This window comes from Ectopseudomonas khazarica, assembly GCF_017915135.1.
GTDB lineage: Bacteria > Pseudomonadota > Gammaproteobacteria > Pseudomonadales > Pseudomonadaceae > Aquipseudomonas > Aquipseudomonas khazarica.
Genome location: NZ_CP068551.1, coordinates 5177151 through 5202732 on the forward strand (window position 1 = coordinate 5177151; position 25582 = coordinate 5202732).

A 25582-nucleotide genomic window follows, 5' to 3' on the forward strand; every position below is an offset into this window, starting at 1 on the left:
ACCAGTCTTACCTCACAAGCACCCACACGAATTGCTTGATTCAGTTGTTAAAGAACAGTTGGTTAAGTCTTTCGCCTCAACCGAGGCCGCGCATTATACAGCAGCCTTTGTTTCTGTCAAGCTGTTTTTCGAAGAATTTTTTCTTTCTACTCAACCACTTGCGCTTTCGATCAGAGCTTCTTCTCTCCAGCGGGAGGCGCATTCTACAGCGTTCAAAACCGCTGTCAACCACCTCTTTTCTACCGCTTTCGACCCACTTGACCGAATCACCAACAGGGCTCAACCACCACCCCGTCGACCGGCGCGCATTCTACACGCCCGATCCAGCTTTGCAACCCCTCTTTTAAACTTAACTTATTGATTAACAAGAAGTTTTCGAAGAGCTTCATCGCTGAAGTGGCGCGCATTCTACAGCACCAGAACGCGCTGTAAAGCCCTGATATGCAAAAAGTTGCGCAGACTGTTCCAACGGCCTGCGCCTCTTCTATATAGAGAGCGCGAAACTCAGATCACCCCCGCCTCACGCAGTGCAGCGATCTGCCCTTCGCTCATGCCCAGCACCCTCTGCAACAGCGCATCGGTGTGCTGCCCGAGCAGTGGCGGCGCCGAATGGTAGGCCACTGGCGTGTCCGACAGGCGCAGGGGACTGGCGACCTGAGGCGTACGACCGCCAAGCGCATTGGGCAGGTCGAAGCTCAACCCACGCGACTGGACCTGCGGATCGGCGAACACCTGCTGCAGATCGTTGATCGGCCCACAGGGCACACCCGCCGCTTCCAGCAGAGCAATCCATTGCGCCGTGGTCTTGAACACGGTGGCCTGGCGCAGCTGCGGGATCAGCTCGGCCCGGTTGGCCACCCGTGCCTTGTTGGTGGCATAGCGCGGATCATCGGCAAGACCGGCGATACCCGCTACCTCGCAGAACTTGCGGAACTGCCCGTCGTTGCCCACGGCCAGGATGAAGTTGCCATCGGCGCTGGGGAAGTCCTGGTAAGGGACGATATTGGGATGGGCATTACCCAGGCGCTTGGGGGATACGCCCGTCGTCAGGTAGTTCATGGCCTGGTTCGCCAGACAGGCCACCTGCACGTCGAGCAGCGCCACGTCGATGTGCTGACCGATACCGGACTGCTCGCGCTGATTGAGCGCCGCCAATACGCCCACCGTCGCATACAGCCCGGTGAGGATATCGGTGAGCGCCACGCCGACCTTCATCGGCCCCGCCCCTTCCTCACCCTCAGGGCGCCCCGTCAGGCTCATCAGCCCGCCAAGCCCCTGGATCATGAAGTCGTAGCCTGCACGCTTGGCGTAAGGCCCGGTCTGACCGAAACCGGTGATGGAGCAGTAGATCAGCTTCGGATTGATCGCCTTGAGCGACGCGTAATCCAGGCCATAGGCCGCCAGGCCGCCCACCTTGAAGTTCTCCAGCAGGACATCGCACTGCGCCACCAGCTCGCGAACCAGGCGCTGGCCCTCCGGCTGGGTGAAATCCAGGGTCAGGGACTGCTTGTTGCGATTCGCGCTCTGGAAATAGGCGGCCTCGCGCGAGTCGTTACCCTCGGCATCCTTTATATAGGGAGGCCCCCAATGCCGGGTGTCGTCCCCCGCCCCCGGTTTTTCGACCTTGATCACCTCGGCCCCGAGGTCACCCAGGATCTGCCCGCACCAGGGCCCGGCAAGTACCCGGGACAGGTCGAGCACGCGAATATGGGAAAGAGCACCGGACATGGAGATCCTCCGCATGGCGCGCCAAGCGCGCCATGGATCAGTGAGAGGCGCGAGCCTTTAGAAGAACGCCTGGATGCCGGTTTGCGCACGACCGAGAATCAGCGCGTGCACGTCATGCGTGCCTTCATAGGTGTTGACCACCTCGAGGTTGACCAGATGACGGGCGATGCCGAACTCGTCGCTGATGCCGTTGCCGCCCAGCATGTCACGGGCCAGGCGCGCGATGTCGAGCGCCTTCCCGCAGCTGTTGCGCTTCATGATCGAGGTGATTTCCACCGCGGCGGTGCCTTCGTCCTTCATCCTTCCCAAGCGCAGGCAGCCTTGCAGGGCCAGGGTGATTTCGGTCTGCATGTCCGCCAGCTTCTTCTGGATCAGCTGGTTGGCCGCCAGTGGACGGCCAAACTGGTTGCGATCCAGCACGTACTGCCGCGCGGTGTGCCAGCAGAACTCGGCGGCGCCCAGAGCACCCCAGCTGATGCCGTAACGCGCAGAGTTCAGGCAGGTGAACGGGCCACGCAGGCCACGCACGTCCGGGAAGGCGTTCTCTTCGGGACAGAACACGTTGTCCATCACGATCTCGCCGGTGATCGAGGCGCGCAGCCCGACCTTGCCGTGAATCGCCGGAGCGGAAAGCCCCTCCCAACCCTTCTCCAGCACGAAGCCACGAATCTCGCCGGCATCGTCCTTGGCCCAGACCACGAAGACGTCGGCAATCGGGCTGTTGGTGATCCACATCTTGCTGCCGCTCAGGCGGTAACCGCCCTCGACCTTCTTCGCACGCGTGACCATCGAACCCGGATCGGAACCGTGGTTCGGCTCGGTCAGGCCGAAGCAACCGATGTATTCGCCGCTGGCCAGCTTGGGCAGGTACTTCTGCTTGGTCGCTTCATTGCCGAACTCGTTGATCGGCACCATCACCAGGGAGGATTGCACGCTCATCATCGAGCGATAGCCCGAGTCGATGCGCTCCACTTCCCGGGCGATCAACCCGTAGCAGACATAGTTCAGGCCACTGCCACCGTAGGCCTCGGGAATGGTCGCGCCGAGCAGCCCGGTCTCACCCATCTCGCGGAAGATCTTCGGGTCGGTCTGCTCATGACGGAAGGCCTCCAGCACACGAGGAGCCAGCTTGTCATCGGCGAATTGTTGGGCGCTGTCGCGCACCATGCGCTCTTCTTCGGTCAGTTGCTGATCGAGCAGCAGCGGGTCGATCCAGTTGAAGCTTGCCTTGGCCATTGCGAGAAACCTCGAAACGATGAAGTGAGCGGCCGGCGCAACCGACCCCGTATAAGGATGATCCTAGGACGACCTGGCAGGCAGGACAAACGCAGAATTCGCACAGATCTGTGCTTTTTCCTCACTTCGAGATAGCTTAACCAGCAACTAACGCCACTTCCGTGTGAGGCTTTCGCATAAATGCGCCGCAAGATCCCCAGTACCGCCGCCCTGGTCGCCTTCGAGTCCGCAGCACGTCACCAGAGTTTCACCAAGGCGGCCGATGAGTTGAACCTGACGCAGAGCGCCATCTGCCGGCAGATCGGCGGGCTGGAAAGCTTCCTCAACGTCGAACTGTTCCGCCGCTCGCGCCGAGGCGTGGTGCTGACCGAGGCCGGCATCGCCTACAGCCGCAAGGTGGCCGCCCAGCTCGATGCCGTGGAACGTGACACCCTGGCGCTGATGGGCAACCAGGGCACCACCAGCATCGAGCTGGCGGTGGTGCCGACATTCGGCACCCAGTGGCTGTTGCCACGCCTGCGCGCCTTCCAGCGGCTGCACCCCGAGGTCACGGTGCACCTGACCAACCGCACTCGCCCCTTCCTGTTCGCCGACACCCACTTCGATGCCGCCATTTACTATGGCGATGCCGAATGGTCAGGCACCGAGGCACACTTCCTGATGCCCGAGCACCTGCTGCCGGTGTGCAGCCCGGCGCTGCTGGAACAGGGCGAGATCGATGCGCAGCGTATCGCCACCCTGCCACTGCTGCAGCAGACCACCCGCCCCTATGCCTGGCGCCAGTGGTTCGCGGCGCAGGGCATGAGCGTCGCCCGCGACATGACCGGACCTCGCCTGGAGTTGTTTTCCATGCTGGCCCAGGCGGCCCGCCATGAAATGGGCGTCGCCCTGATTCCCCCCTTCCTGATCCAGCGGGAACTCGAAGAAGGCAGTCTGGTGATCGCCATGGACGCGGCCGTGCCGGACAACGACCGCGCGTACTACCTGATGGTACCGGAGCGCAAGGCCGAGTCGGCGGCGCTCAAGGCCTTCCGCGACTGGCTGCAAGGCGAGGCACGCGCCTACCGAGCCGAGTAGCCCTGCATCGACTTTTTTCGACCACGCGCAACGAAACAGAAGCCGGATTGAACACGTAGGGCGCTATCGGTCACACTACACGGCATTCTGCCCGATTCATTCACAAAAGCCCCTGCCTCCGGGGTGTTGCTTGATTTTGAACGCCTCGCTCATTACTTTTCACACCCCAGCCGATTCGACCAACGGTCATTCCGCTCATGAATACCGGCATGGCCGCCAAACCTGCATGAAACCTGCTGCCGACCGGGCGCCACGCGGGCTGCGCGCAGTATAAAAATCCCTCATAGACCCATTACTTGTAGTAATGCATTTTTTTTACTCCATAACTTCTTGTAAGGGTTTGCGTTCGACTGCACAATCGCCGCGCCCGCCATTCACTATCGGGTTATGTGCTGATCCCCAATCGCCGGCGCGCCAGCGCAGTGCACCGGTTCACAAAAAAGATCACGCAGGAGATTAGAAGTGCACATTGGTGTTCCTCTCGAAACCCATGCAGGGGAGACGCGGGTTGCCGCGACCCCCGAGACCATCAAGAAGCTGGTCGGCCAAGGTCATCAGGTGACCGTGCAAGCCGGTGCCGGCGTCAGCGCCAGCATTCCGGACAGCGCGTATGAGGCCGCTGGCGCAACCATTGGCAACGATTCGGCCGCCTTCGGCGCCGACCTGGTGCTCAAGGTGGTCGCACCCACCGACGCCGAACTGACTCACATGAAGTCCGGCGCCGTGCTGGTTGGCATGCTCAACCCGTTCTGCAATGAGACCATTGCGCGCATGAATGCCCGCGGCATTACCGCCTTCGCCCTGGAGGCCGCGCCGCGTACCTCCCGCGCACAGAGCCTGGACGTGCTGTCGTCCCAGGCCAACATCGCCGGCTACAAGGCGGTGATGCTGGCGGCCAACCACTACCCGCGCTTCATGCCCATGCTGATGACCGCCGCCGGTACCGTTAAGGCGGCCCGCGTGCTGATCCTCGGTGCAGGTGTCGCCGGCCTGCAGGCCATCGCCACCGCCAAGCGCCTGGGTGCCGTGATCGAGGCATCGGATGTGCGTCCGGCAGTGAAAGAGCAGATCGAGTCGCTCGGCGCCAAGTTCGTCGACGTCCCCTTCGAGACCGACGAGGAGCGCGAGTGCGCGCAAGGCGTGGGCGGCTATGCCCGGCCGATGCCGCAATCCTGGATGGAACGTCAGGCCAAGGCCGTGCACGAGCGCGCCAAGCAGGCCGACATCGTCATCACCACCGCGCTGATTCCGGGCCGCAAGGCGCCGACGCTTCTGCACGAAAGCACGGTGGCCGAGATGAAGCCGGGCTCCGTGGTCATCGACCTGGCGGCCGCTCAAGGCGGCAACTGCCCGCTGACCGAGGCCGACCAGGTCGTGGTCAAGCACGGCGTCACCTTCGTCGGCCACACCAACCTGGCCGCGCTGGTGCCGGCGGATGCCTCGGCGCTGTATGCACGCAACCTGCTGGACTTCCTCAAGCTCGTGATCGACCAGGAAGGCCAGTTCCAGCTCAACCTCGAAGACGACATCGTCGCCGCCTGCCTGATGTGCAAGGACGGTGAAGTCGTGCGCAAGAACGGCTAAGGAGTAGGGACATGGATCTGATTTCCGACGGCATCTACAACCTGATCATCTTCGTGCTGGCTATCTATGTCGGCTACCACGTGGTCTGGAACGTCACCCCGGCCCTGCACACCCCGCTGATGGCGGTCACCAATGCCATCTCGGCGATCGTCATCGTCGGCGCCATGCTGGCGGCCGCACTGACCGTCACGCCGCTGGGCAAGGCCATGGGCACCCTGGCCGTGGCCCTGGCCGCCGTCAACGTCTTCGGCGGCTTCCTGGTCACCCGACGCATGCTGGAAATGTTCAAGAAGAAAGCGCCGAAAGCACCTGTGGAGAAACACTGACCATGAGCATGAACCTGATCACTGTTCTCTACCTCGTCGCCTCGGTGTGCTTCATCCAGGCGCTCAAGGGCCTGTCGCACCCGACCACGTCGCGGCGCGGCAACCTGTTCGGCATGATCGGCATGGGCATCGCGGTGGCCACCACCGTCGGCCTGATCTACAAGCTCGGCGCCGATCTGGCCGTGCAGGGTATCGGCTTCGTGGTCGTCGGCCTGCTGGTCGGCGGTAGCGTCGGCACCGTCATGGCCAAGCGCGTGGAAATGACCAAGATGCCGGAGCTGGTCGCCTTCATGCACAGCATGATCGGCCTGGCCGCCGTGTTCATCGCCATCGCCGCCGTGGTCGAACCGCAGTCGCTGGGTATCGTCGCCGCCCTGGGCGATGCGATCCCGTCCGGCAACCGCCTGGAGCTGTTCCTCGGCGCGGCCATCGGTGCCATCACCTTCTCCGGTTCGGTGATCGCCTTCGGCAAGCTGTCGGGCAAGTACAAGTTCCGTCTGTTCCAGGGCGCCCCGGTGGTATTCAAGGGCCAGCACCTGGTCAACCTCGCGGTCGGCCTGGCGATCCTCGCCCTGGGCCTGTACTTCACCTTCACCGGCAACATCACCGCATTCGCAGTGCTAGTGGCGCTGGCCTTCGTCATCGGCGTGCTGATCATCATCCCGATCGGTGGCGCCGACATGCCGGTGGTGGTGTCGATGCTCAACTCCTACTCGGGCTGGGCGGCTGCCGGTATCGGCTTCTCGCTGAACAACTCGATGCTGATCGTCGCCGGCTCGCTGGTCGGCTCCTCGGGCGCCATCCTCTCGTACATCATGTGCAAGGCGATGAACCGTTCGTTCTTCAACGTCATCCTCGGCGGCTTCGGTGCCGACGCAGATGCCGGTGCGGCAGGCGGCAGCCAGGAGCAGCGCAGCGTGAAGTCGGGTTCGAGCGACGACGCCGCCTTCCTGCTGACCAACGCCGACACCGTGGTGATCGTCCCCGGCTATGGCCTGGCGGTTGCCCGTGCCCAGCACGCGCTGATGGAACTGGCGGAGAAGCTGACCCACCGTGGCGTGACCGTGAAGTACGCGATCCACCCGGTTGCCGGCCGCATGCCGGGCCACATGAACGTCCTGCTGGCCGAGGCCGAAGTGCCGTACGAGCAGGTGTTCGAAATGGAGGACATCAACTCCGAGTTCGGCCAGACCGACGTGGTGCTGGTGCTCGGCGCCAACGACGTGGTCAACCCGGCGGCGAAGAACGATCCGAAGTCGCCGATCGCCGGCATGCCGATCCTCGAGGCCTACAAGGCCAAGACCGTGATCGTCAACAAGCGCTCGATGGCCAGCGGCTACGCCGGCCTGGACAACGAACTGTTCTACATGGACAAGACCATGATGGTCTTCGGCGATGCCAAGAAGGTCATCGAGGACATGGTCAAGGCCGTGGAATAAGCCCTGACCAGTCAGACAGGAAACCCGGCCTCGCGCCGGGTTTTCCGTTTCTGGAACCGGTAAAAAAGCTGAATTTCAGGTCAAGCGCTACGGCAAGTCAATTTGCAACTGTACTGCTCGAAAGACCATGACGAACGGGTTGCACCCAGCTAAAAATCTCGTATAAATGGGTTGCACCCAGTTTTTTAACTTATGGCCAGTACAGTTCATTCATTTCCTGACCGAACAGTTACAAAGCAACCTATCTAATAGCACAACAATTTCATCCAGCTGTGACTACTGGACCACGCTCGCGCTCGGGATAATTTCCCCATCGAAAGCAAACACCAGACCCGCCACAAGCGGAAGGATGACCACCATGGAACGTACCCTCAGTTCCGCCCTGCTCCAAACTCACAGCGTTGCCAGTGACAAGTCTGCCTGGCCCCTGCGCCTGATCGCCACCCTCAGCCTGTGGCAGCGCCGCATCGTCAGCCGTCGTCAACTGGCTCGACTGGATGCCCGCCTGCTCGCTGACGCCGGCATCACCGAAAATCAGCGTTTCGTCGAACTGCAGAAGCCGTTCTGGCGCTGATTGACCGCTTTGCTCCATCCCAGAATTGGGATCTTCTGAGAGCTCCACCGTCTCTGCTGCGGTGGGGCTTTCGTTTTATCTGGAACAGTCGTCGCCCTGACGAGCAGTACAGTTGCCAGGTAACAGACACTGCCCCTGCACAATTCCCCCCCGTTTGTATCTGCTCCTCGACAGCCATTGGCGAGATCATGGACTGCCACACCTTGTCTCTGGACAGGAGCACGCCATGGACCGCACGCACTCCCCGCTCTCGCAGCACGCACATCCCCATGCCCTGGACTCCCTGCGCCTCTACGCGCTGCTGCGCCATTGGCAGCGCAACCTGCGCACGCGCCGCCAGCTGGCCCAGTTGAATGCACAGCAGCTGGCCGACGCGGGCATCAGCCCGGCCCAGCGCGAGCAGGAACTGGCCAAGCCCTTCTGGCGCTAGGCCAGCAATGGAGTGCACAGGCCTTCTGGGCTAAGCTGCGGACGCGGGCAGCACCTTGTCCCGTAACCTCGGAGTGACCCCAGATGCCTCTCAACAAATCCTTCAGCGCTGCCCTGCTGACGATGCTGCTCGTCGGCAGTGCCAGCGCCAGTAGCCTGGTCGCCACCACGGATACCCTCGGGGGCGCCCTGGCCGGCACGGCCGAAGGCCTCTCGGATGCGACCAGCTCCCTGCGCGACATGAAGCAGATACGCGCCGCTCGCGAGGACGCCGCCAGCTTCGTCGCCAGCGACGGCGCCATCCGCAGCGCCAGGCTGGAGGCCGCCCTGCTGCAGATTCGCAGCCATGCCAGCGAGCTGGCGCAGGCCGATGACCTGACCCTGGCACAAGCCATTCTCAGCCTGTAGAAGGCTCCACGCCCCTGCCGGTCGACTCACTGCTGACCGGCTTCGCCGCGCCCCGTACACTTCCCCGAGCGACCGCGCACGGGGAACCGCGCAGGCTTGCCCACGTCAAATCGTCCGTTCTGCAGTTCTCGGAGCTACTCATCATGCGTCGTTCACTCGTCATCGCCCTTACCGCTTGCGCCCTGTGCAGCGGCCTCGCCCAGGCACAGACCCTGGTCGCCACCAGCAACATCATCGTGCGCGCGCTGGATCGCAGCATCAACTTCACCTCCGATACCACCACCTCGCTGCGCGACATGAAGGCCGTGGTACAGGCCCGTGACGACGCGGCCAGCTTCGTTGCCAGTGCCGGCGAAATCCGCGGCGCGCAACTGGAAGCCGCCCTGCAGACCATCCGCCAGCAGTTGCCAGAGGCCCGACAAGCCAGCGACCTGCAACTCGCCGAAGCCATCCTCGCCCTGTGACTCGCCTCGCCGCCTGGTGCTGCGGCGTTCTGCTGACGCTCGCCACGGGCCTCGCCCAGGCACAGCTGCGCCTGCTGCTGGACGACGACGCACTCGCTGCGGCCGAGCGCCAGGCCAGCCAGACACTGCTGGACGAGGCCATGGCGGCGTTACCGCCAAGTTTCATCGCGCGGCTGGATCGCGTGGTCGCTGTCAGCTGGCGTGCCGAGATGCCGGCCGACGTCTACGGTCAGGTCGGGCGCTTCAGCGGCATCGAGCTCAATGCCGCGCTGCTGCCAAGGCTGGTGGACGGCTCGGCGGCACGCAATCGCACCGGTCGCGCCCACGGCACCCAGCGCCAGGAGCTGCTGGCCACCCTGCTGCACGAGCTGACCCACCTCTACGATCGCGCCCGGCTCTGGCCCACCGCCGAGCGCCAGCGGATCAACCAGTGCCGGCAGCGCGCCAGGTCGACCGGCCTGGTCGGGCTGGCGGACGAGTGCCGTGGCCAGACCGAGCGCCGCTTCACCCTCAGCGACGACCCACGTCTGCTCGACCTGGCCGGCTGGGCGCAACGGGTCGGCAGGCGCGGCGCACGCGACCCGGACAACGGCCAGGTGGCGCGCAGCCCGGACGACTACGAACTGCGCAACGCACTGGAGTTCGTTGCGGTCAACCTCGAATACTTCCTGCTCGATCCGAGTTACGCCTGTCGCCGCCCGTCACTGGCTCGCTACTGGCGCGAGCACTTCGACTGGGCACCGCCGAGCGCGAGCTGCGCCAGCGATTACCCCTACCTCAACGCCGGGCGCGACTTCGCCCGCCAGCCGCTGGGGCGCCTGGACCTGGAGCGCGTGTACGAGGTCGACTACCTGCTCGCCGAAGCCAACGATGCCTGGATGAGCCGCTGGGGCCACAGCATGTTGCGCCTGGTGGTCTGCGCACCGGGCAGGCCGCGTGGCCCGGATTGCCGGCTGGATCTGGACCAGCACCTGGTGCTGTCCTATCGCGCCTTCGTCGGCGACCTGCAGCTCTCCAGCTGGGATGGCCTGACCGGCGTCTACCCATCGCGCCTGTTCGTCCTGCCACTGGAGCAGGTGATCGACGAGTACACCAAGGTCGAGCTGCGCAGCCTGGCCTCGGTGCCACTGCGCCTGTCACGCGACCAGCTCGAGCAACTGGTGACCCGTGCCGTGGAGCAGCACTGGAGCTATGACGGCGACTACTACTTCATCTCCAACAACTGCGCGGTGGAAACCCTCAAGCTGCTGCGCAGCGGTACCGGCAACCCGCAGTTGCAGGCGCTCGACAGCATCCTGCCCAACGGCCTGCTGCAACTGATGGACGCCCGCGGCCTGGCCGACACCTCGGTGCTGGACGACCCGCGCGAAGCGCTGCGCCTGGGCTACCGCTTCGACTCCTTCCGCGAGCGCTACCAGGCGATGTTCGGCGTGTTGCGCCAGCGCCTGCCGATCCCGCAGGGCAGCGTCGAAGCCTGGCTGGAACAACCCGCAGAGGATCGCCGCCAGTGGTTCAGCCAAGCCGATCTGCGTGCCAGCGCCGCCCTGCTGCTGCTCGAACAAGCCGCCTTGCGCCGCCAGTTGCTGCTGGCCCAGGACGAACTCAAGCAGCGCTACCTGAGCGGGCGTGCCGCAGGCGCCCCCAACCTGAACAAGGCCGGCAGCGCGCTGGAACAGATACTCGCCAACAGCGGCTTCCTCAGCCGCCCCGCAGAATTGCTCGACGGTGGTTATGGCCTGCCACAGCACAGCGAGTGGCAGGGGCTGGAAGACCGCAGCCGTGAGCGGCAGCAGCAGCTGCGCCAACTCAGCGACGAACTCGACGGCGAGGTGCGCAAGCTGCTGGAGCCCGGGCGTCTGCTCGAGCTGGAAGCCAACGAGGCCAACCTCCTCGCCCTCGGTGAGCACCTGCGCGCGCTGCACAAGGCCAGCGGAGGCCTGGAGCTGCCCTGATGCCCCCCGCTACAGCAGCTCCCCATCTTCCTCCGGCAGCTGCGGATCGACGCTGAGCCATGACAGACGGCTGCCTACCCAGATGTGTCGATTGGCCGGCGCTAGTTCCGGCGCATCGAGGGTGGCGACTGTCACGTCCAGCGTATGCGGGCTGAGCGTGGTGAACAGCGCCAGGTGCGCACCGCAGTCGGCGCAGAAGTAGCGCGAGCAACTGGCCGATGAAGCGAAGGTGCGCGGCTGCCCCTGCAACCACTGGAAGCTCGTCCTGGGCACCGTGACCCAGGTGGTGAGAATGCCGCCGCTGCTACGCCGGCAGATGGCGCAGTGACAATGCGCACTGTCCGACAGCGGCGCCTCGATCCGGTAACGCAGGGCACCGCACTGGCAGCCACCTTCATGCTGCTCGCTCATCTCTTCACTCCGTCTTGCATTGCCATGCGCCGCTGACCAAGATAGGCCCTCACCACCGTCGGGGGTTACCGTGATAGACCTGCTGCTGGCCTTGTGGCCGCTGTTCGCCATGATAGTCGCCGGCTACTGGCTGCGCCTGCGTGAGTTCCCCAGCGAGGCCTTCTGGCCCGGTGCCGAACGCCTCAACTACTTCATCCTGTTCCCCGCGCTGCTGTTCTCCAGCCTGGCCCGGGCGCCCCTGAACAACCCCGCCCTGCCGCGCCTGGCTCTCGCCGTGCTGCTGGCCCTGGGCATCGCCTGGATCGCCCTGCTGCTGGTACGCCGCCTGCGTGGCTGGCCGGCCGGGCGCTTCGGCGCCTTCAGCCAGGGCATCCTGCGCTTCAATACCTACCTGGGACTGGCAGCGGTGGGCAGCCTGTTCGGCCAGCAAGGCCTGACCCTGGCCGCGCTGATGCTGGCCCTGATGGTGCCGACGGTGAACGTGCTGTCGGTCTGGTCGCTGACCGCCGAACGCGGTGTCAGCGCCCGCAGTCTGCTGCTGCCCATCGCCAAGAATCCGCTGATTCTCGCCTGTGTCGGGGGAGCCCTGTTCAACCTCACGGGCATCGGACTGCCTGGCGGCACCGATCGCCTGCTCAGCCTGCTGGCCGCGGCCAGCCTGCCGCTGGGCCTGCTCTGCGTCGGCGCGGCACTGAAGCCCGAGCAACTGGGCGCCGAGGTGCCCGCGTTGGGCTGGAACAGCGCGCTGCGCCTGCTGGTCATGCCCGTCCTGGCCTGGTGCGTGGCCTGGGCACTGGCGCTGCCGGCCATGGAGAGTGCCGTGCTGGTGCTGTTCTTCGCCTTGCCCACCGCCCCCACGGCCTACGTACTGACCCGCCAGCTGGGCGGCGACAGCCAGCTGATGGCCGGAATCATCACCCTGCAGACCCTGCTGGCAGCGGGCAGCCTGCTGCTGGTCATGACGCTGCTGTGAAATCCGCCACGACCACCTATTCCACGTAACGGTCGACGATGCGCTGGTACTCACCACTCGCCTTGAGCGCGTCGAGGCCGTGGTCGAAGCGCTCGATCAGCTCCGCCGCCCGCGGATGGCGTCGAGGCACGATGAAATGCAGGGTGTTGCTGCCCAGTGCATGCGAGCGGTGAAACCGCTCCGCACCGACACCGGTCGAGCTGAGGGCGCTTTCCCCCAGATTGCGGTCGGCGATGAAGAGGTCGTCGCGCTGCAGCAGCAACAGCCGTGCACATTCCTTGAGGCCGAGCGGTGAATGGCGCCTGAGCGCGCCCTGGTCGATCAGGCGCTGGATCGCGACGGGCGGCTGCCAGCCCAGCGGATAGCAGAGACGAAGTCCCTTGTGGCGCGACAGGTCGTCGAGTTCGAGCGAGTCGCCGACGCGACTGAACAGGTGCTGTTCGGCCTTGTACAGAGGGGCCGAGTAGAGAAAATCCTGCTCGCGCTGGGTGGAGTGCACGTAGGGAAAGGTGGCGTCGTATTCGCCGCGCGAGGCATTGAGATAGCCACGGTTCCAGGGCTGCCAATCGAGCGTCATGGCCAGCCCCTGCTCGGCCAGCGCGGCCTGCACCACCTGGGTGAGCATGCCCTGCCCCGGCAACGCCTTGCCCGTGAATGGCGCGTACTCATCCCCCGTGACCAGGTGGAGAACCTCGGCACGTAGCGATGTGCACAGCAGCAGCCCCAGCAGGGCAGCCCTCCAGAATCCCACCACCTTCCTCCCGTATCCGACGTTCAAGCACCAGGCCGTGCCGCAGTGTGGCCGGACGGCGATCCAGCTATAAGGCGACCAATCATCCCGCTCTCTTGATACAAAGCAATGGGCGTGTGCGAACGCCGACTATCCTTGCTGCAACGCCACGAACTGCGACCCGCCGATGAACGACACCAGCGCCGAGCAACCCGACGTCTTTCCCTATCTGCAGCTGATGCACCAGCATGCGGGCTCGGACCTGTTCTTCAGCGTCGGTGCGCCGCCGCACATGAAAGTCGAGGGGCACAGCCAGCCGGCCGGCCAGCACGTGCTCAAGGCCGGCGAGGTGCAGCAGCTGGCCTACCAGCTGATGACCCAGAAGCAGATCGCCGAGTTCGAGCGCGACCTGGAGATGAATCTCGCGGTCAGCCTGCAGGGTGCCGGGCGCTACCGGGTCAATGTCTATTACCAGCGTGGCGAGGTGGCCATGGTGGTGCGTCTGATCAAGAGCCGGATTCCGGGCGTCGAGCAGCTCGGTCTGCCCAGGCTGCTGGAAAAGCTGGCCATGCAGGATCGCGGGCTGATCCTGGTCACCGGCGCGGCAGGCTCCGGCAAGTCCACCACTCTGGCAGCGATGCTGGACTTCCGCAATCGCCACAAGAGCGGCCATATCGTCTGCATCGAAGACCCCATCGAGTTCCTCCACAGCCACCAGCGCTCGATCATCGATCAGCGCGAAGTCGGCCTCGATACCCACAGTTTCGACGACGCCCTGCGCAACGTGCTGCGCGAGGCGCCGGACGTGATCATGCTCGGCGAAATCCGTGATGCCGCGACCATGCAGCACGCGCTCCACTACGCCGAGACCGGCCACCTGTGCGTCGCCACCCTGCATGCCACCAGCAGCAGCCATGCGATCGAGCGGATCGCCCGCTTCTTCCCCGACGAGGCGCGCAAGCAGGTACTGGCCGACGTGGCGCACAACCTCCTCGCCGTGGTGGGCCAGCGCCTGGTCCCCGGCATCGCCCAGAAGCGCGTGGTAGCGGTGGAGCTGATGCTCGGCACGCCCTACATCCGCGACCTGATCCAGCGCGATCAGCTGGACGAGTTGCGCGAAGCCATCGCACGTGCGGCGGAACAGGGCCTGCAGACCTTCGACCAGCACCTGTTCGCCCTGCTCGAAGCCGGGCGCATCAACCTGGCCGATGCCCTGAAGTTCGCCGACTCGCGCACCGACCTCAGTCTCAAGTTCAAACTCGAACGCGGCTTCTCCGCCGACGACGCCGAACTCAAGGTGCTGCGCGACGGCTGACTGGCTTTCTGAACGATTTCGGCCGATGCTCAATACAGGCCGAAAGCATAATTCCTCATCGGCCGTCTTTCAGGGGGGCCGATTCATGCTGACCCTGCTGCATTTGCTGTCAGCCATTGCCTTGCTGGTCTGGGGCACACACATCGTACGTACCGGCATCCTGCGCGTGTTCGGCTCGCAGTTGCGCAAGGTACTCAGCCACAACGTCAGCCGACGACCGCTGGCCTTCGTCGCCGGTATCGGCGTCACCGCGCTGGTACAGAGCAGCAACGCCACCGCCTTGCTGGTCACGTCCTTCGTCGCCCAGGGGCTGATGGCCCTGGCACCCGGCCTGGCGATCATGCTCGGCGCCGATGTCGGTACCGCACTGATGGCGCGCGTGCTGACGCTCGACCTGAGCTGGCTGAGCCCTCTGCTGATCTTCATCGGGGTGATTTTCTTCCTCTCGCGCCGGCAGACGCGGGCCGGCCAGCTCGGCCGGGTAGCCATCGGCCTCGGCCTGATGCTGCTGGCACTGGAGCTGATTGTCGCCGCCGCCACGCCGATTACCGAGGCGCGTGGCATCCGTGTGCTGTTCGCCTCGCTGACCGGCGACCTGCTGCTCGACGCCCTGGTCGGCGCCCTGTTCGCCCTGCTGACCTATTCCAGCCTGGCCGCCGTGCTGCTCACCGCGACCCTGGCCGGCGCCGGCATGATCAGCCTGCCAGTGGCCATCGGCCTGGTCATCGGCGCCAACATCGGCAGCGGCCTGCTGGCGTTTCTCACCAGCAGCCTGCAGAACCCGGCCGGACGTCGCGTGGCGCTGGGCAGCCTGATCTACAAGCTGATCGGCCTGCTGCTGGTCCTGCCGGTGCTGCAGCCACTGGCCAACTGGCTGGACAGCCTGAACTGGCGGCCAGCCGAGCTGGTGATCTTCCTCCACCTGCTCTACAACAGCCTGCGCGCCCTGCTCATGCTGCCCAGCGTCGGGCTCATGGCGCGCTTCTGCAACTGGCTGCTGCCGGACCGCCACGACGACAGCGGCGTCGCCCGCCCGCGCCATCTCGACCCGACGGCGCTGGCCACGCCGAGCCTGGCACTGGCCAATGCGGTGCGTGAAACCCTGCGCGCCGGCGACCTGGTCGAGAGCATGCTCGGCCACCTGGGGCCGGTGCTGGAACACAACCAGCCGGCGCTGACCAAGGAACTGCGCAGCCTCAATGACGACGTCGCCAGCCTGTGCCGGGCGATCAAGCTGTATCTCGCGCAGGTCCCCCGCGAGGCACTCAGCGACCACGACAGTCAGCGCTGGGCCGAGATCCTCGAACTGGCGGTGAACCTGGAGCAGGCCGGCGACCTGATCGAGCGCATGCTGGGCAAGATCCAGAGCGAGAAGACCGCGCAACGCCGGGCGTTCTCCGAGAAGGGCCTGGAGGAGCTGACCCACCTGCACACCCAGCTGAGGGCCAACCTGCGCCTCGGCCTGAACGTCTTTCTCAGTGCCGACCAGGCCAGCGCCAGCCAGCTGCTGCGCGAGAAGCGCCGTTTCCGCGCGCAGGAACGGCGCCTGGCGCACGCGCACATCGGCCGGCTGCAACGGCAGGTGGTGCAAAGCATCGAGACCAGTTCGCTGCACCTGGAGCTGATCGCCGACATGAAGCGGCTCAACTCGCTGTTCTGCGCCAGCGCCTACGTGGTGCTGGAAAGCCGGGACACCGGTGCCCTGCAGGCCGATGGTGGCGAGTGACTCAGTCCGCGCCGGGCGCCTGCGCCGGGGCTGACGGTGCCACCCCGCGCCAGGCGTACCAGGCGAAGAACAGCGCCATCAGCAGGTAGCCGTGGACGAAGTCCGGTGCGGCGTACCAGGCCAGCTTCGGCGCATGCATCAGGCCGACGAAGGCCATGCCGGCGGCCACCAGGGCGAAAACGGTGGCCTGGCGGAACTGCCGGTCGATCACCGTGACGCACATGGCGCCGAGCAGGATGGCGCTGAACATGGCGCCCTGCCCCAGCGCGCCGATGGCACTGGAAATGCCCTCGACCACCTCGGGCGCGCCGCGGTTGAAGCGGGTCATCAGGTAGTTGGCGAAATACGGCAGCATCGCCAGCGCCACCGCCGGGTAGTAGCGCGCCTGGTTGCTGTGGAACGCCGTGGCGATCATCGACATGCCGACGAACACCAGGATCGGCGCCACCACCGAGACCGGAATCAGCGCAGCGATGAAGGCGATCAGGCCGAACATGCTCGCCAGACCGTACACCGCGCCATTGAGCAGGCTGTAGCCTCGCCCGGCGCCCATCCATTTCGAGCCGACGGTGGCGATGTACACGGTGGTCGGGAACACACCGCCAAACAGCGCGCCCAGCAGCGTGCCGACGCCATCCACCGCCTGGCATTCGCGCACGCTGTAGGTATCACCCGCAGCGCTCATGGCCTCGACGTTGTTCATGGTTTCGATGGCGTTGTACAGGGTGATCGGCAGGATCACCGTGATCAGCGCCAGCAGGCTGGTGAACAGCAGCCCCAGGCCTTCGTACCAGGCCAGGTTGGGCAACAGCGGGTAGAAGCCCAGGTGGGTGAAGGCATCGGCGAACTTGCCGCTGTCCGCCGCGCCGACCAGGTAGGCCAGCGCCGTGCCGACGATGATGGCGAACAGCGAGGCAGGCAGACGGAACGGCATGCTCACCCGCGCCACCAGGCCGACGATCATGATGGCCAGCACCAGCAGGCCGATCATGGGGATTTCCAGGGTCTTGAACAGCATTTCACCGGCGATGAACGTCAGCGCGACACCGGCCACGGCGCCGAGCATGGCGGCGCGCGGCAAGGAACGCTGGACCCAGTTGCCGATCAGGCTGATCGCCGCCTCGATGGCGCCGCTGATGAAGCAGGCGGCCACGGCCACCTTCCAGGCCAGCTCGGCATCGCCGGTGAGGTTCTTCGCCGGCAGCAGCACGCCGAACAGAAAGACGAACATCACCGGCGTGCTGATGCCGTAGGACAGCGCGGTGACATCCGCGCGGTTTTCCTTGCGCGCCAGCCGCGCCGCGCTCCAGGCGTAGTAGAAATTGCCCGCCATCACCGCCACGGCCGCCCCCGGCAACACCTGGCCAAACACGATCTCGGCGGGAAAGCCCATGCCCAGCATGCTGATGGCGATGATCACGAAGTTGGCGATGTTGTTCTGGAACAGCGCGAAGAAGGCGTCGGTGTCCTCCTTCTTGTACCAGGGGTAATGCACGCGCGGCGTCGACATGACGGGCTGAATCCTTGTTGTCCGAATGGTCAGGCCGGCGAGTCTATCAACCTGGCCATCGGCCATAAACGAACAAGGCAGCCGAAGCTGCCTTGTCGTGGTCGGGTCGAGCCGGTTACGCCGCCTGCGGCACCTGGCGACGACGCTGCAGGAGCACGATCAGGCCGAACAGCACGAAGGCCGGAATCCACATCAGCTCCTTGACCCAGCGGTCGGTCGGCGCACGCACCTTGAGGACCTGCTGATCGAATTCCAGGCCGGCATCGGCCGCCATGCTGCCGAAGGCGACGCTGTCGACCAGCACCTTGCCGTCCTCCTCGTAGAGGTTCAGGCCCAGCTTCTGCAGGCGTTCCTCACCCGTGGCACCGTCCGGTACCGGCAGCAGCAGGCTGAACTCGCGGGGATCGCCAACGGCATCCTCGCCACGGATACGCAGGCGCAGCGAGCTGCCATCTTCGACGCCATCGAGCGCCTGGGCCAACTGCGCCGGCGGGATGTCCTGATACGGGTCGTGGACCATGTCCATCCAGAAGCCGGGGCGGAACAGGCTGAAGGCGACCACCAGCAGCAGCACGCTCTCGTACCAGCGGCTGCGTACCAGGAAGAAGCCCTGGGTGCCGGCGGCGAAGATCAGCATGGCGATGGTCGCGACGATGAAGATCAGCACGCCGTGCCAGAAGTCCACGTCGATCAGCAACAGGTCGGTGTTGAAGATGAACAGGAACGGCAAGGCGGCAGTCCGCAGGCTGTAGAAGAACGCCACCAGGCCGGTCTTGATCGGGTCGCCCTTGGACACCGCCGCCGCGGCGAACGAGGCCAGCCCCACCGGCGGGGTCACGTCGGCCATGATGCCGAAGTAGAAGACGAACAGATGCACCGCGATCAGCGGCACGATCAGACCGTTCTGCTGCCCCAGCGCCACCACCACCGGCGCCAGCAGGCTGGACACCACGATGTAGTTGGCCGTGGTCGGCAGGCCCATGCCGAGGATCAGGCTGAACACCGCCACCAGCATCAGCATCAGCAGCAGGTTGCCCATCGACAGCAGCTCGACCAGATCGGCCAGCACCAGGCCCACACCGGTCTGCGAGACCGCGCCGACGATGATGCCGGCGGCAGCGGTCGCGATGCCGATACCGATCATGTTGCGCGCACCGGCGATCAGGCCTTCGCGCAGATCGACCACGCCGTCGACGAAGGTGCCGTGGTCATGGCTGCCATCGCGGCGCATCCAGCTCAGCAGCGGACGCTGGGTGAGCAGGATGATGATCAGCATCACGCTGCCCCAGAAGGCCGACAGGCCGGGCGACAGGCGCTCGATCATCAGGCACCAGACCAGCACCACCACCGGCAGCAGGAAGTGCAGGCCGGAGAGCAGCACCGCACGGGTCTGCGGCAGCTCTTCCAGCGGCGCGTTGGGGTCTTCGGCCGGCAGCACCGGCACACTGGCGGCGACTTTCAGCAGGGCCAGGTAGACCACCGCCAGCAGCACGCCAATCACCGGCAGGGCGTACTCGCCCAGCGCCGGCTTGAGCCAGCCGAGCCCGTAGTAGACGGCCAGTGACAGGCCGCTGATCAGCGCCGCACCGAAGGCGAAACCGGTCAGGCGGCGCAGCCACGGCTTGGGCTGATGCCCACCGATGGGCTGCAGGCCGAGCTTGAGCGACTCCAGGTGCACGATATAGAGCAGCGCGATATAGGAAATCGCGGCCGGCAGGAAGGCATGCTTGATGATCTCGACATAGGGCATGCCGATGTACTCGACCATCAGGAAGGCCGCCGCGCCCATCACCGGCGGCATGATCTGGCCGTTGACCGACGACGCCACCTCGACCGCGCCGGCCTTCTCCGAGGAAAAGCCGGTGCGCTTCATCATCGGGATGGTGAAGGTGCCGGTGGTGACCACGTTGGCGATCGACGAGCCGGAGATCATCCCGGTCAGGCCGGACGCCAGCACCGCGGCCTTGGCCGGACCACCGCGGAAGTGACCGAGCAGGCTGAACGCCAGCTGGATGAAGTAGTGCCCGGCCCCCGCTCGTTCCAGCAGCGCGCCGAACAGCACGAAGAGGAAGACGAAGCTGGTCGACACACCCAGCGCGATACCGAACACGCCTTCGGTGGTGATCCACTGGTGGTTGGCCAGGGCATGGAAGCTCACTCCACGGTGCGCCAGCAGCCCCGGCATCCAGGGGCCGGCCACGCTGTAGACGAGGAACACCAGGGCGATGATCGCCAGGGGTGGGCCCAGCGCGCGGCGGGTCGCCTCCAGCAGCAGCGGGATGCCGATGCAGGCGGTGACCAGGTCGCCCGTGGTCAGGCTGCCGGGGCGCAGGGCCAGCTGCTGATAGAAGATGAACAGGTAGGCGGCGCTGGCGGCGGCGACCAGACCGAGGGCGATATCCAGCAGCGGCACGCGATCACGTGGCGAGGTTCTGAACGCCGGGTAGGCGAGAAACGCCAGCAGCAACGCGAAGGCCAGGTGAATGGCGCGGGTCTGGGTGTCGTTGAGCACACCGAAACCGAAGATGAACGGCAGGGGTGAGGCGATCCACAACTGGAACAGCGACCAGAGCAGCGCCAGGCCCGTGATCACCTGGGCCATCGGGCCGACGGGCAAACGCGCGCCGACGTCCTGGGCGATCAGTTCCTCGGTGGAGAGTTGTTTTTCGGCCATAGGGAGGTACACCTACGTTGTCATTCTGATAAAACGGCGAGCCCCTCGTTGACGGAGGGGCTCGGTTTTTCGACCCTGTGAACGGGTCTCTAGGCACGCAGTTTACCTATACAAACTCAACTGCGCCCGTTATCGAAGAGTTTAGAGCTCTGCCAGGTTCTCTCCACCCGGCCTAGAGCCAGCCTTTCTCCTTGTAGAAACGCAGTGCGCCCTCATGCATCGGTGCCGTCAGCCCCGCGCTGATCATGTCCTCGGCACGCAGATCGGCGAAGGCCGGGTGCAGGCGCTTGAAGCGCTCGAGGTTGTCGAACACCGACTTGACCAGCTGATAGACGACCTCGGGATCGGTCTTTGCCGACGTCGCCAGCACGGCCTTGCCGCCGATGGACGCAATGGCCTCGTTGACGCCGGGGTAGAGGCCGGCAGGAATGTCCGCCCGGGTGAAGTAGCTGGCCTCGGCCAAGAGCTTGTCGACTCCCGGACCGGTGACCGGAATCAGCCGCGCATCGACCGTGGCCATCGCCTCCTGAATGGCGCCGCTCGGATGGCCGACCACATAGGTGATGGCATCCAGGTTGTTGTCCCCCAGGGCCGCCGCCATCTCTGCCGGTTTCAGCTCGGCCGCGAGCGCGAAGTCGGACTTGCCCCAGCCATTGGCCTGCATCACCTCATCGAAGGTGTCGCGACTACCCGAGCCTGGCACGCCGATGTTCACCCGCTTGCCCTTGAGGTCCGCGAAGCTCTGGATGCCGCTGTCGGCACGGGCGACCACGGTGAGAATCTCGCTCTGCAGCGAGAACACCACGCGCAGGTCCGCGACCGCGCCGTCCTTGTCGAACGGCGCCTGGCCTGTCAGCGCCTTGTTCTGGTGATCGGACTGAATGAAGCCGAAGTCATAGTCACCGCTCTTGATCGAGGCGATGTTGCTGACGCTGCCCGCGGAGGATGGGGCGTTGCACTTGATGCCGTGCTCGGCACCGCTGCGGTTGAGGAAACGGCAGATCGACTGACCGGCGGTGTAATAGACCCCGGTCTGCCCGCCCGTGCCGATGGTCACGTAGCGCTCTTCGGCGACCAGGGGACTGGCCAGCAGACTGCTGCCCAGCACGCACGCCAACAGACCCATGATTCGATGTTGCTGCATATCAACGTCCTCGTGTTTTTGTTTTTCGAACGGCAGACGGGCCGGCAGCGCCGGCACCATCGATGGAACCAATGCGGCAGTTACGCGGGCTTGCGCACCGCTGTCAGCATGATCTCGACCAGTACGTCGGCGGAGGCCAGACGCGCCTCGACCGTAGCACGCGCCGGCGCGCAGCCGGCCGGCAGCCAGCGGCTCCAGACCTCGTTCATGGCGGCAAAGTCCTTCTCGATGTCTTTCAGCCAGATCTGCGCACTGAGCAGCAGGCTGCGATCCGAGCCGGCCTCGGCCAGCAGGGCATCGATCTTGTCCAGCACCTGGGCCGTCTGGCCCGCGACATCCTGGCTGCGATCGGTCGGCACCTGACCGGAAAGAAACACCAGGTCGGCGAAAATCGTCGCGCCGGAAAGACGCGCATTGGTCTGGATGCGTTGCACGAGCATGGCAAACTCCTACGGGGTCATGGGGTTGTTCAGGGGTTCTCAGGAGGCCAGCTTCATCCCCTCGAGAGAGATCGCCGGGCGCTGCCGGCCTATCAGCTGGGTCACGGCCTCGGCGCTGCCGCAGGCCAGGGTGAAGCCCAGGCTGCCATGGCCGACGTTCAGCCAGAGGTTGTCGATACCACTGGCGCCCAGCAGCGGCGTACCCTCCGGCGTCGCCGGACGCATGCCCGCCCAGGTCTCGGCGGCGGCATAGTCTCCCGCAGCGGGGAAGCTGGCCTGGGCCAAGCGCTGCAACGCGGCCAGCCGCCCCGGATCCGGGCTGGCGTCCCAACTGCCGATATCGACCATCGCCGCGACCCGCAGGCGCTGTCCGAGACGGGCGTAGACCACCTTGTTGTCGTAGTCGGTGACGTTGGTCTCCGGTCCCGCAGCGCGGTCGGCCAACGGCAGGGTGAGGCTGTAGCCCTTCAGTGGATAGATCGGCAGGCGCAATCCCAGCGGGCGAAGCAGCTCGACACTGCCGATGCCCGCAGCCACCACCACCTGATCGACCTCCAGTTCCTTGCCCGCCAGCGCCACGGCCCGGACCTTGCCGCGCTCCAGCGGCAGCCCGCTGACGCGTTGCCCGGTATGCAGGCGGAACGTCGGATGGCCGCGCAGCTTGCGCAGCAGCTGGCGGCAGAACTGATGACAGTCACCGACCTCGTCGCCGGCGGCGAAGATGCCACCCTTGAAGCGTCCGGCCAGCGCCGCCAGGGCAGGTTCCAGCTCGATGCACTGCTCCGCGCCGAGCAGACGCTGATGGGCCGGGTCGACCCCGGCCTGCGCCTTGTGCAGACTCGACGCGTTGCGGTAGATCACCAGCTTGCCGTTGGCGCGCCAGGAAAAATCGTCCAGCAGCTCGTGCTCACGCCATTCCTGCAGCACCGACTGGCTGTACAGCGCCAGGCGCAGGAGGTGTTCGGCATTGCGCTGGTTCACCGAGCGCCGGCACGCCAGCAGGAAACGCAGGCACCAGTGCCACTGACGGGGGTTCAGGCTGGGCCGGAAGCGCAAGGGCGCATTGCCCTGAAGCATCCACGACAACGCCTGCAGCGGCACGCCGGCATCGGCCAGCGGCGCAACGTAGCGATAGCTGAGCTGACCGCCATTGGCGAAGCTGGTCTCCAGCGCCACTTCATCACGCTGCTCGATCAAATCGACCCGATAGCCCTGGCGCACCAGCGCATAGGCGGTGGTCAGGCCTATCACGCCACCACCGATAACCGCGACCCGCATCATCCATCTCCCGCATCCGAATGGAATTCAGGGTATGGATGCCTGGCGCGGGCGACCAATGAAAAGATAGTGGCAGCCCATAACCCCAGGTTATGCTCCAGCCAGTCTCGCTGGAGCACGAACGGATCATGCGCCTACGTCATATCGAGCTGTTTCAGGCGGTCTTGCAGACTGGCAGCCTCACGGCTGCCGCCGAGCTGCTGCACATCTCGCAGCCGGCCGCCAGCAAGATTCTCCAGCATGCGGAGCAGCAGCTGGGGTTCGCACTCTTCAGCCGCGTGCGCGGCAAGCTGCTGCCCACTGCGGAAGCGCGGATACTGCAGCAGCAGACCGAGCGGCTGTCTGCCGAGTTGCAGGACCTGCGGCGGCTATCGGCCAGCCTGCGCCGTGGAGAAGAACGGGCGCTGCGCCTCGTCTGCACGCCCACCCTGGCGCAGACCCTGCTGCCCGATGTGGTGTGCGGCTGGCGCGCCGAGTATCCACAGACCCGCTGCGACCTCGCGACCCAGCACACCAGTGAAATCGTCCAGGCCCTGTTGCTGCGCGAAGCCGACCTCGGCCTGACGCTGCAACGCGTCGAGCACCCGGATCTGCATACGGAGGTCCTGACGCAGGGCCGGATGATGGCCATCGCGCCGCCGGGCTGGTGGAGCGAGGCGGCCTGCTCGACATCGATACGCCTGCAAGACATGGCCGGCCTGAGCCTGATCGGCCTGGACACGCGAGACGCGCTGGGCGGTCTGTTGCGCGGACACATCGAGGAGCTGCAGCCGCCCGCGCGCATCGATATCTCGGTGCAGACCTACCAGCTGGCCCGCATGCTGGTGGCAGCGGGACAGGGGCTGGCGCTGGTCGACCCCTTCACCGCACTGTCCGGCAACCTGGGCGATGTCCAGGCCCGCCCGCTGGAGCCCAACATCCCGGTGACGCTGTACCTGCTGCGGCGTGTCGATGAAACACCCTCGGCCGCGCAGCAGGCACTGCTGACGCGCCTGCAGAGTCTGGCGACCGACCTGCTTGCCCCACAGGGCTGAACCAGGCGCCGGAAAACGAAAAACCGCGGCAGAGGCCGCGGTTTTTTGTTAGCCGCCAGGCAGGCTTACAGCCAGCCACGCTCCTTGTAGTAGCGTGCGGCGCCCTCGTGCAGCGGGGCAGTCAGGCCGACCTTGATCATGTCGGTTTCCTTCAGGTCGGCAAATGCCGGGTGCAGGCGCTTGAAGCGATCGATGTTGTCGAACACCGACTTGACCAGCTGGTAGACCACTTCCGGGTCGGCCTTGGCGCTGGTGGACAGCACGGCCTTGCCGCCGATGGATTGAGTCGCCTGATCGTTGCCCTTGTACAGGCCACCCGGAATCTCGGCCTTGGTGTAGTAGGTCTTCTCGGCCAGCAGCTTGTCGATCTCGGGGCCGGTCACCGGAACCAGAACGGCGTCGGTGGTGGTGGTGGCTTCCTGGATCGCGCCGTTGGGATGACCGACGAAGTAGGTCATCGCGTCGATGTTGTTGTCACCCAGGGCGCTGGCCTGCTCGGCCGGCTTCAGCTCGGCAGCCAGGGCGAAGGCGGAGCGGTCCCAGCCTTTGACGGCGAGGATTTCTTCCAGGGTGTCGCGCTGACCGGAACCCGGGTTGCCGACGTTGACGCGCTTGCCCTTGAGGTCATCGAAGCCTTTGATGTTGGCGTCGCGACGGGCGAGGATGGTGAACACTTCGCTCTGCAGGGAGAAGACGGCGCGGATATCGCTCATCGCCCCTTCGGCTTCGAACGGTGCAAGGCCGTTGAGCGCCTTGTACTGGTGGTCGGACTGCATGATGCCGAAGTTGAATTCGCCGCTGCGAATGCCGTTGACGTTGGCGACGCCGCCGCCACTGGCCGGCGCGTTGCACTTGATGCCGTGCTCAGCCGAGCCACGGTTGAGGAAGCGGCAGATGGACTGACCGGCCACGTAATAGACGCCGGTCTGGCCGCCGGTGCCGATGGTGACGAATTTCTCTTCGGCCTGTGCCATGCCACTCAGGGCAGTACCCGCGAGCGCGGCGGACAGGACCCATGCCAAGGATTTGCCTTTCATGGGATATCTCCTTTTTTCTCTGTTGTTTTGAGCGAGCGCGCCTTGTGAGCGACGTCCGGGTGGGAAGTCTAACCGCTCGCGGCGAATATGCAC

At 65.2% G+C, this 25582-nt stretch carries 23 protein-coding genes; 13 read left to right on the forward strand and 10 right to left on the reverse strand.

Annotated features, from left to right (window positions below):
• Positions 1–504 precede the first annotated feature (504 nt).
• Complete coding sequence (locus JLK41_RS24335; RefSeq protein WP_047585174.1) at positions 505–1728, reverse strand: CaiB/BaiF CoA transferase family protein; 1224 nt, start codon at positions 1726–1728, stop codon at positions 505–507.
• 57 nt (positions 1729–1785) lie between these two features.
• Positions 1786–2964: an acyl-CoA dehydrogenase gene (locus tag JLK41_RS24340; protein ID WP_037054635.1), complete on the reverse strand. Its 1179-nt coding sequence runs from the start codon at positions 2962–2964 to the stop codon at positions 1786–1788.
• 180 nt (positions 2965–3144) lie between these two features.
• Between JLK41_RS24340 and JLK41_RS24345 the strand changes: the two genes are divergently transcribed.
• From JLK41_RS24345 to JLK41_RS24385, 9 genes are all read left to right on the forward strand, one after another.
• Entirely contained in the window at positions 3145–4041 is an 897-nt protein-coding gene (locus JLK41_RS24345; RefSeq protein WP_134678264.1) for a LysR substrate-binding domain-containing protein, read from the forward strand.
• Between the two features lie 462 nt (positions 4042–4503).
• Positions 4504–5625, forward strand: a complete 1122-nt coding sequence (locus JLK41_RS24350) for a Re/Si-specific NAD(P)(+) transhydrogenase subunit alpha (protein WP_037054631.1) — start codon at positions 4504–4506, stop codon at positions 5623–5625.
• A gap of 11 nt (positions 5626–5636) precedes the next feature.
• On the forward strand, positions 5637–5951 hold the full coding sequence (locus JLK41_RS24355; protein ID WP_037054628.1) for an NAD(P) transhydrogenase subunit alpha part 2: 315 nt from the start codon (positions 5637–5639) through the stop codon (positions 5949–5951).
• A gap of 2 nt (positions 5952–5953) precedes the next feature.
• On the forward strand, positions 5954–7390 hold the full coding sequence (locus tag JLK41_RS24360) for an NAD(P)(+) transhydrogenase (Re/Si-specific) subunit beta (protein WP_037054625.1): 1437 nt from the start codon (positions 5954–5956) through the stop codon (positions 7388–7390).
• A 358-nt stretch (positions 7391–7748) separates the two neighbouring features.
• Positions 7749–7964: a DUF1127 domain-containing protein gene (locus JLK41_RS24365; RefSeq protein ID WP_037054622.1), complete on the forward strand. Its 216-nt coding sequence runs from the start codon at positions 7749–7751 to the stop codon at positions 7962–7964.
• Between the two features lie 226 nt (positions 7965–8190).
• Entirely contained in the window at positions 8191–8394 is a 204-nt protein-coding gene (locus JLK41_RS24370) for a DUF1127 domain-containing protein (RefSeq protein ID WP_037054620.1), read from the forward strand.
• A gap of 83 nt (positions 8395–8477) precedes the next feature.
• The gene (locus JLK41_RS24375) at positions 8478–8801 is read left to right on the forward strand and encodes a DUF2388 domain-containing protein (protein WP_047585185.1); all 324 of its coding nucleotides are present in this window, start codon (positions 8478–8480) and stop codon (positions 8799–8801) included.
• A 143-nt stretch (positions 8802–8944) separates the two neighbouring features.
• Positions 8945–9265 carry a DUF2388 domain-containing protein gene (locus JLK41_RS24380; protein WP_210390023.1) on the forward strand — a complete coding sequence of 107 codons (321 nt, stop codon included), beginning with the start codon at positions 8945–8947 and terminating at the stop codon, positions 9263–9265.
• Positions 9262–11217 (forward strand): DUF7844 domain-containing protein, encoded by a 1956-nt coding sequence (locus tag JLK41_RS24385; RefSeq protein ID WP_210390024.1) that lies wholly within the window; start codon positions 9262–9264, stop codon positions 11215–11217. The genes JLK41_RS24380 and JLK41_RS24385 overlap by 4 nt, the downstream gene beginning before the upstream one ends.
• A gap of 9 nt (positions 11218–11226) precedes the next feature.
• On the opposite strand, the gene JLK41_RS24390 is transcribed toward JLK41_RS24385, so the two are convergent.
• The gene (locus JLK41_RS24390; protein WP_210390025.1) at positions 11227–11628 is read right to left on the reverse strand and encodes a GFA family protein; all 402 of its coding nucleotides are present in this window, start codon (positions 11626–11628) and stop codon (positions 11227–11229) included.
• Positions 11629–11698: 70 nt separating this feature from the next.
• Here JLK41_RS24390 and JLK41_RS24395 point away from each other — a divergent pair, with 70 nt between their 5' ends.
• Entirely contained in the window at positions 11699–12601 is a 903-nt protein-coding gene (locus JLK41_RS24395; protein ID WP_037054608.1) for an AEC family transporter, read from the forward strand.
• A 16-nt stretch (positions 12602–12617) separates the two neighbouring features.
• Here the strand turns inward: JLK41_RS24395 and JLK41_RS24400 are convergent, their stop codons facing one another.
• Positions 12618–13352, reverse strand: coding sequence for a substrate-binding periplasmic protein (locus JLK41_RS24400; RefSeq protein WP_244230099.1), 735 nt, complete (start codon positions 13350–13352; stop codon positions 12618–12620).
• A gap of 166 nt (positions 13353–13518) precedes the next feature.
• On the opposite strand from JLK41_RS24400, the gene JLK41_RS24405 reads away from it, so the two are divergent.
• Positions 13519–14646, forward strand: a complete 1128-nt coding sequence (locus JLK41_RS24405) for a PilT/PilU family type 4a pilus ATPase (protein ID WP_134678255.1) — start codon at positions 13519–13521, stop codon at positions 14644–14646.
• 85 nt (positions 14647–14731) lie between these two features.
• Positions 14732–16372 (forward strand): Na/Pi cotransporter family protein, encoded by a 1641-nt coding sequence (locus JLK41_RS24410; protein WP_152489970.1) that lies wholly within the window; start codon positions 14732–14734, stop codon positions 16370–16372.
• 1 nt (position 16373) lies between these two features.
• On the opposite strand, the gene JLK41_RS24415 is transcribed toward JLK41_RS24410, so the two are convergent.
• The 5 genes from JLK41_RS24415 to JLK41_RS24435 form a co-directional block, all read right to left on the reverse strand.
• Complete coding sequence (locus JLK41_RS24415) at positions 16374–17882, reverse strand: NCS2 family permease (RefSeq protein ID WP_210390026.1); 1509 nt, start codon at positions 17880–17882, stop codon at positions 16374–16376.
• 115 nt (positions 17883–17997) lie between these two features.
• Positions 17998–20556 (reverse strand): TRAP transporter permease, encoded by a 2559-nt coding sequence (locus JLK41_RS24420; RefSeq protein WP_210390027.1) that lies wholly within the window; start codon positions 20554–20556, stop codon positions 17998–18000.
• A gap of 172 nt (positions 20557–20728) precedes the next feature.
• Positions 20729–21700 (reverse strand): TAXI family TRAP transporter solute-binding subunit, encoded by a 972-nt coding sequence (locus tag JLK41_RS24425; RefSeq protein ID WP_047585207.1) that lies wholly within the window; start codon positions 21698–21700, stop codon positions 20729–20731.
• 80 nt (positions 21701–21780) lie between these two features.
• The gene (locus tag JLK41_RS24430) at positions 21781–22140 is read right to left on the reverse strand and encodes a RidA family protein (protein WP_037054590.1); all 360 of its coding nucleotides are present in this window, start codon (positions 22138–22140) and stop codon (positions 21781–21783) included.
• A 39-nt stretch (positions 22141–22179) separates the two neighbouring features.
• Positions 22180–23418 (reverse strand): D-amino acid dehydrogenase, encoded by a 1239-nt coding sequence (locus JLK41_RS24435; protein ID WP_037054587.1) that lies wholly within the window; start codon positions 23416–23418, stop codon positions 22180–22182.
• A 128-nt stretch (positions 23419–23546) separates the two neighbouring features.
• On the opposite strand from JLK41_RS24435, the gene JLK41_RS24440 reads away from it, so the two are divergent.
• The gene (locus JLK41_RS24440) at positions 23547–24452 is read left to right on the forward strand and encodes a LysR family transcriptional regulator (protein WP_210390028.1); all 906 of its coding nucleotides are present in this window, start codon (positions 23547–23549) and stop codon (positions 24450–24452) included.
• A gap of 65 nt (positions 24453–24517) precedes the next feature.
• Here JLK41_RS24440 and JLK41_RS24445 read toward each other — a convergent pair whose 3' ends face one another.
• A complete protein-coding gene (locus JLK41_RS24445; protein ID WP_037054586.1) occupies positions 24518–25489 on the reverse strand; it encodes a TAXI family TRAP transporter solute-binding subunit in 972 nt (323 codons plus the stop codon).
• Between the last annotated feature and the right edge of the window lie 93 nt (positions 25490–25582).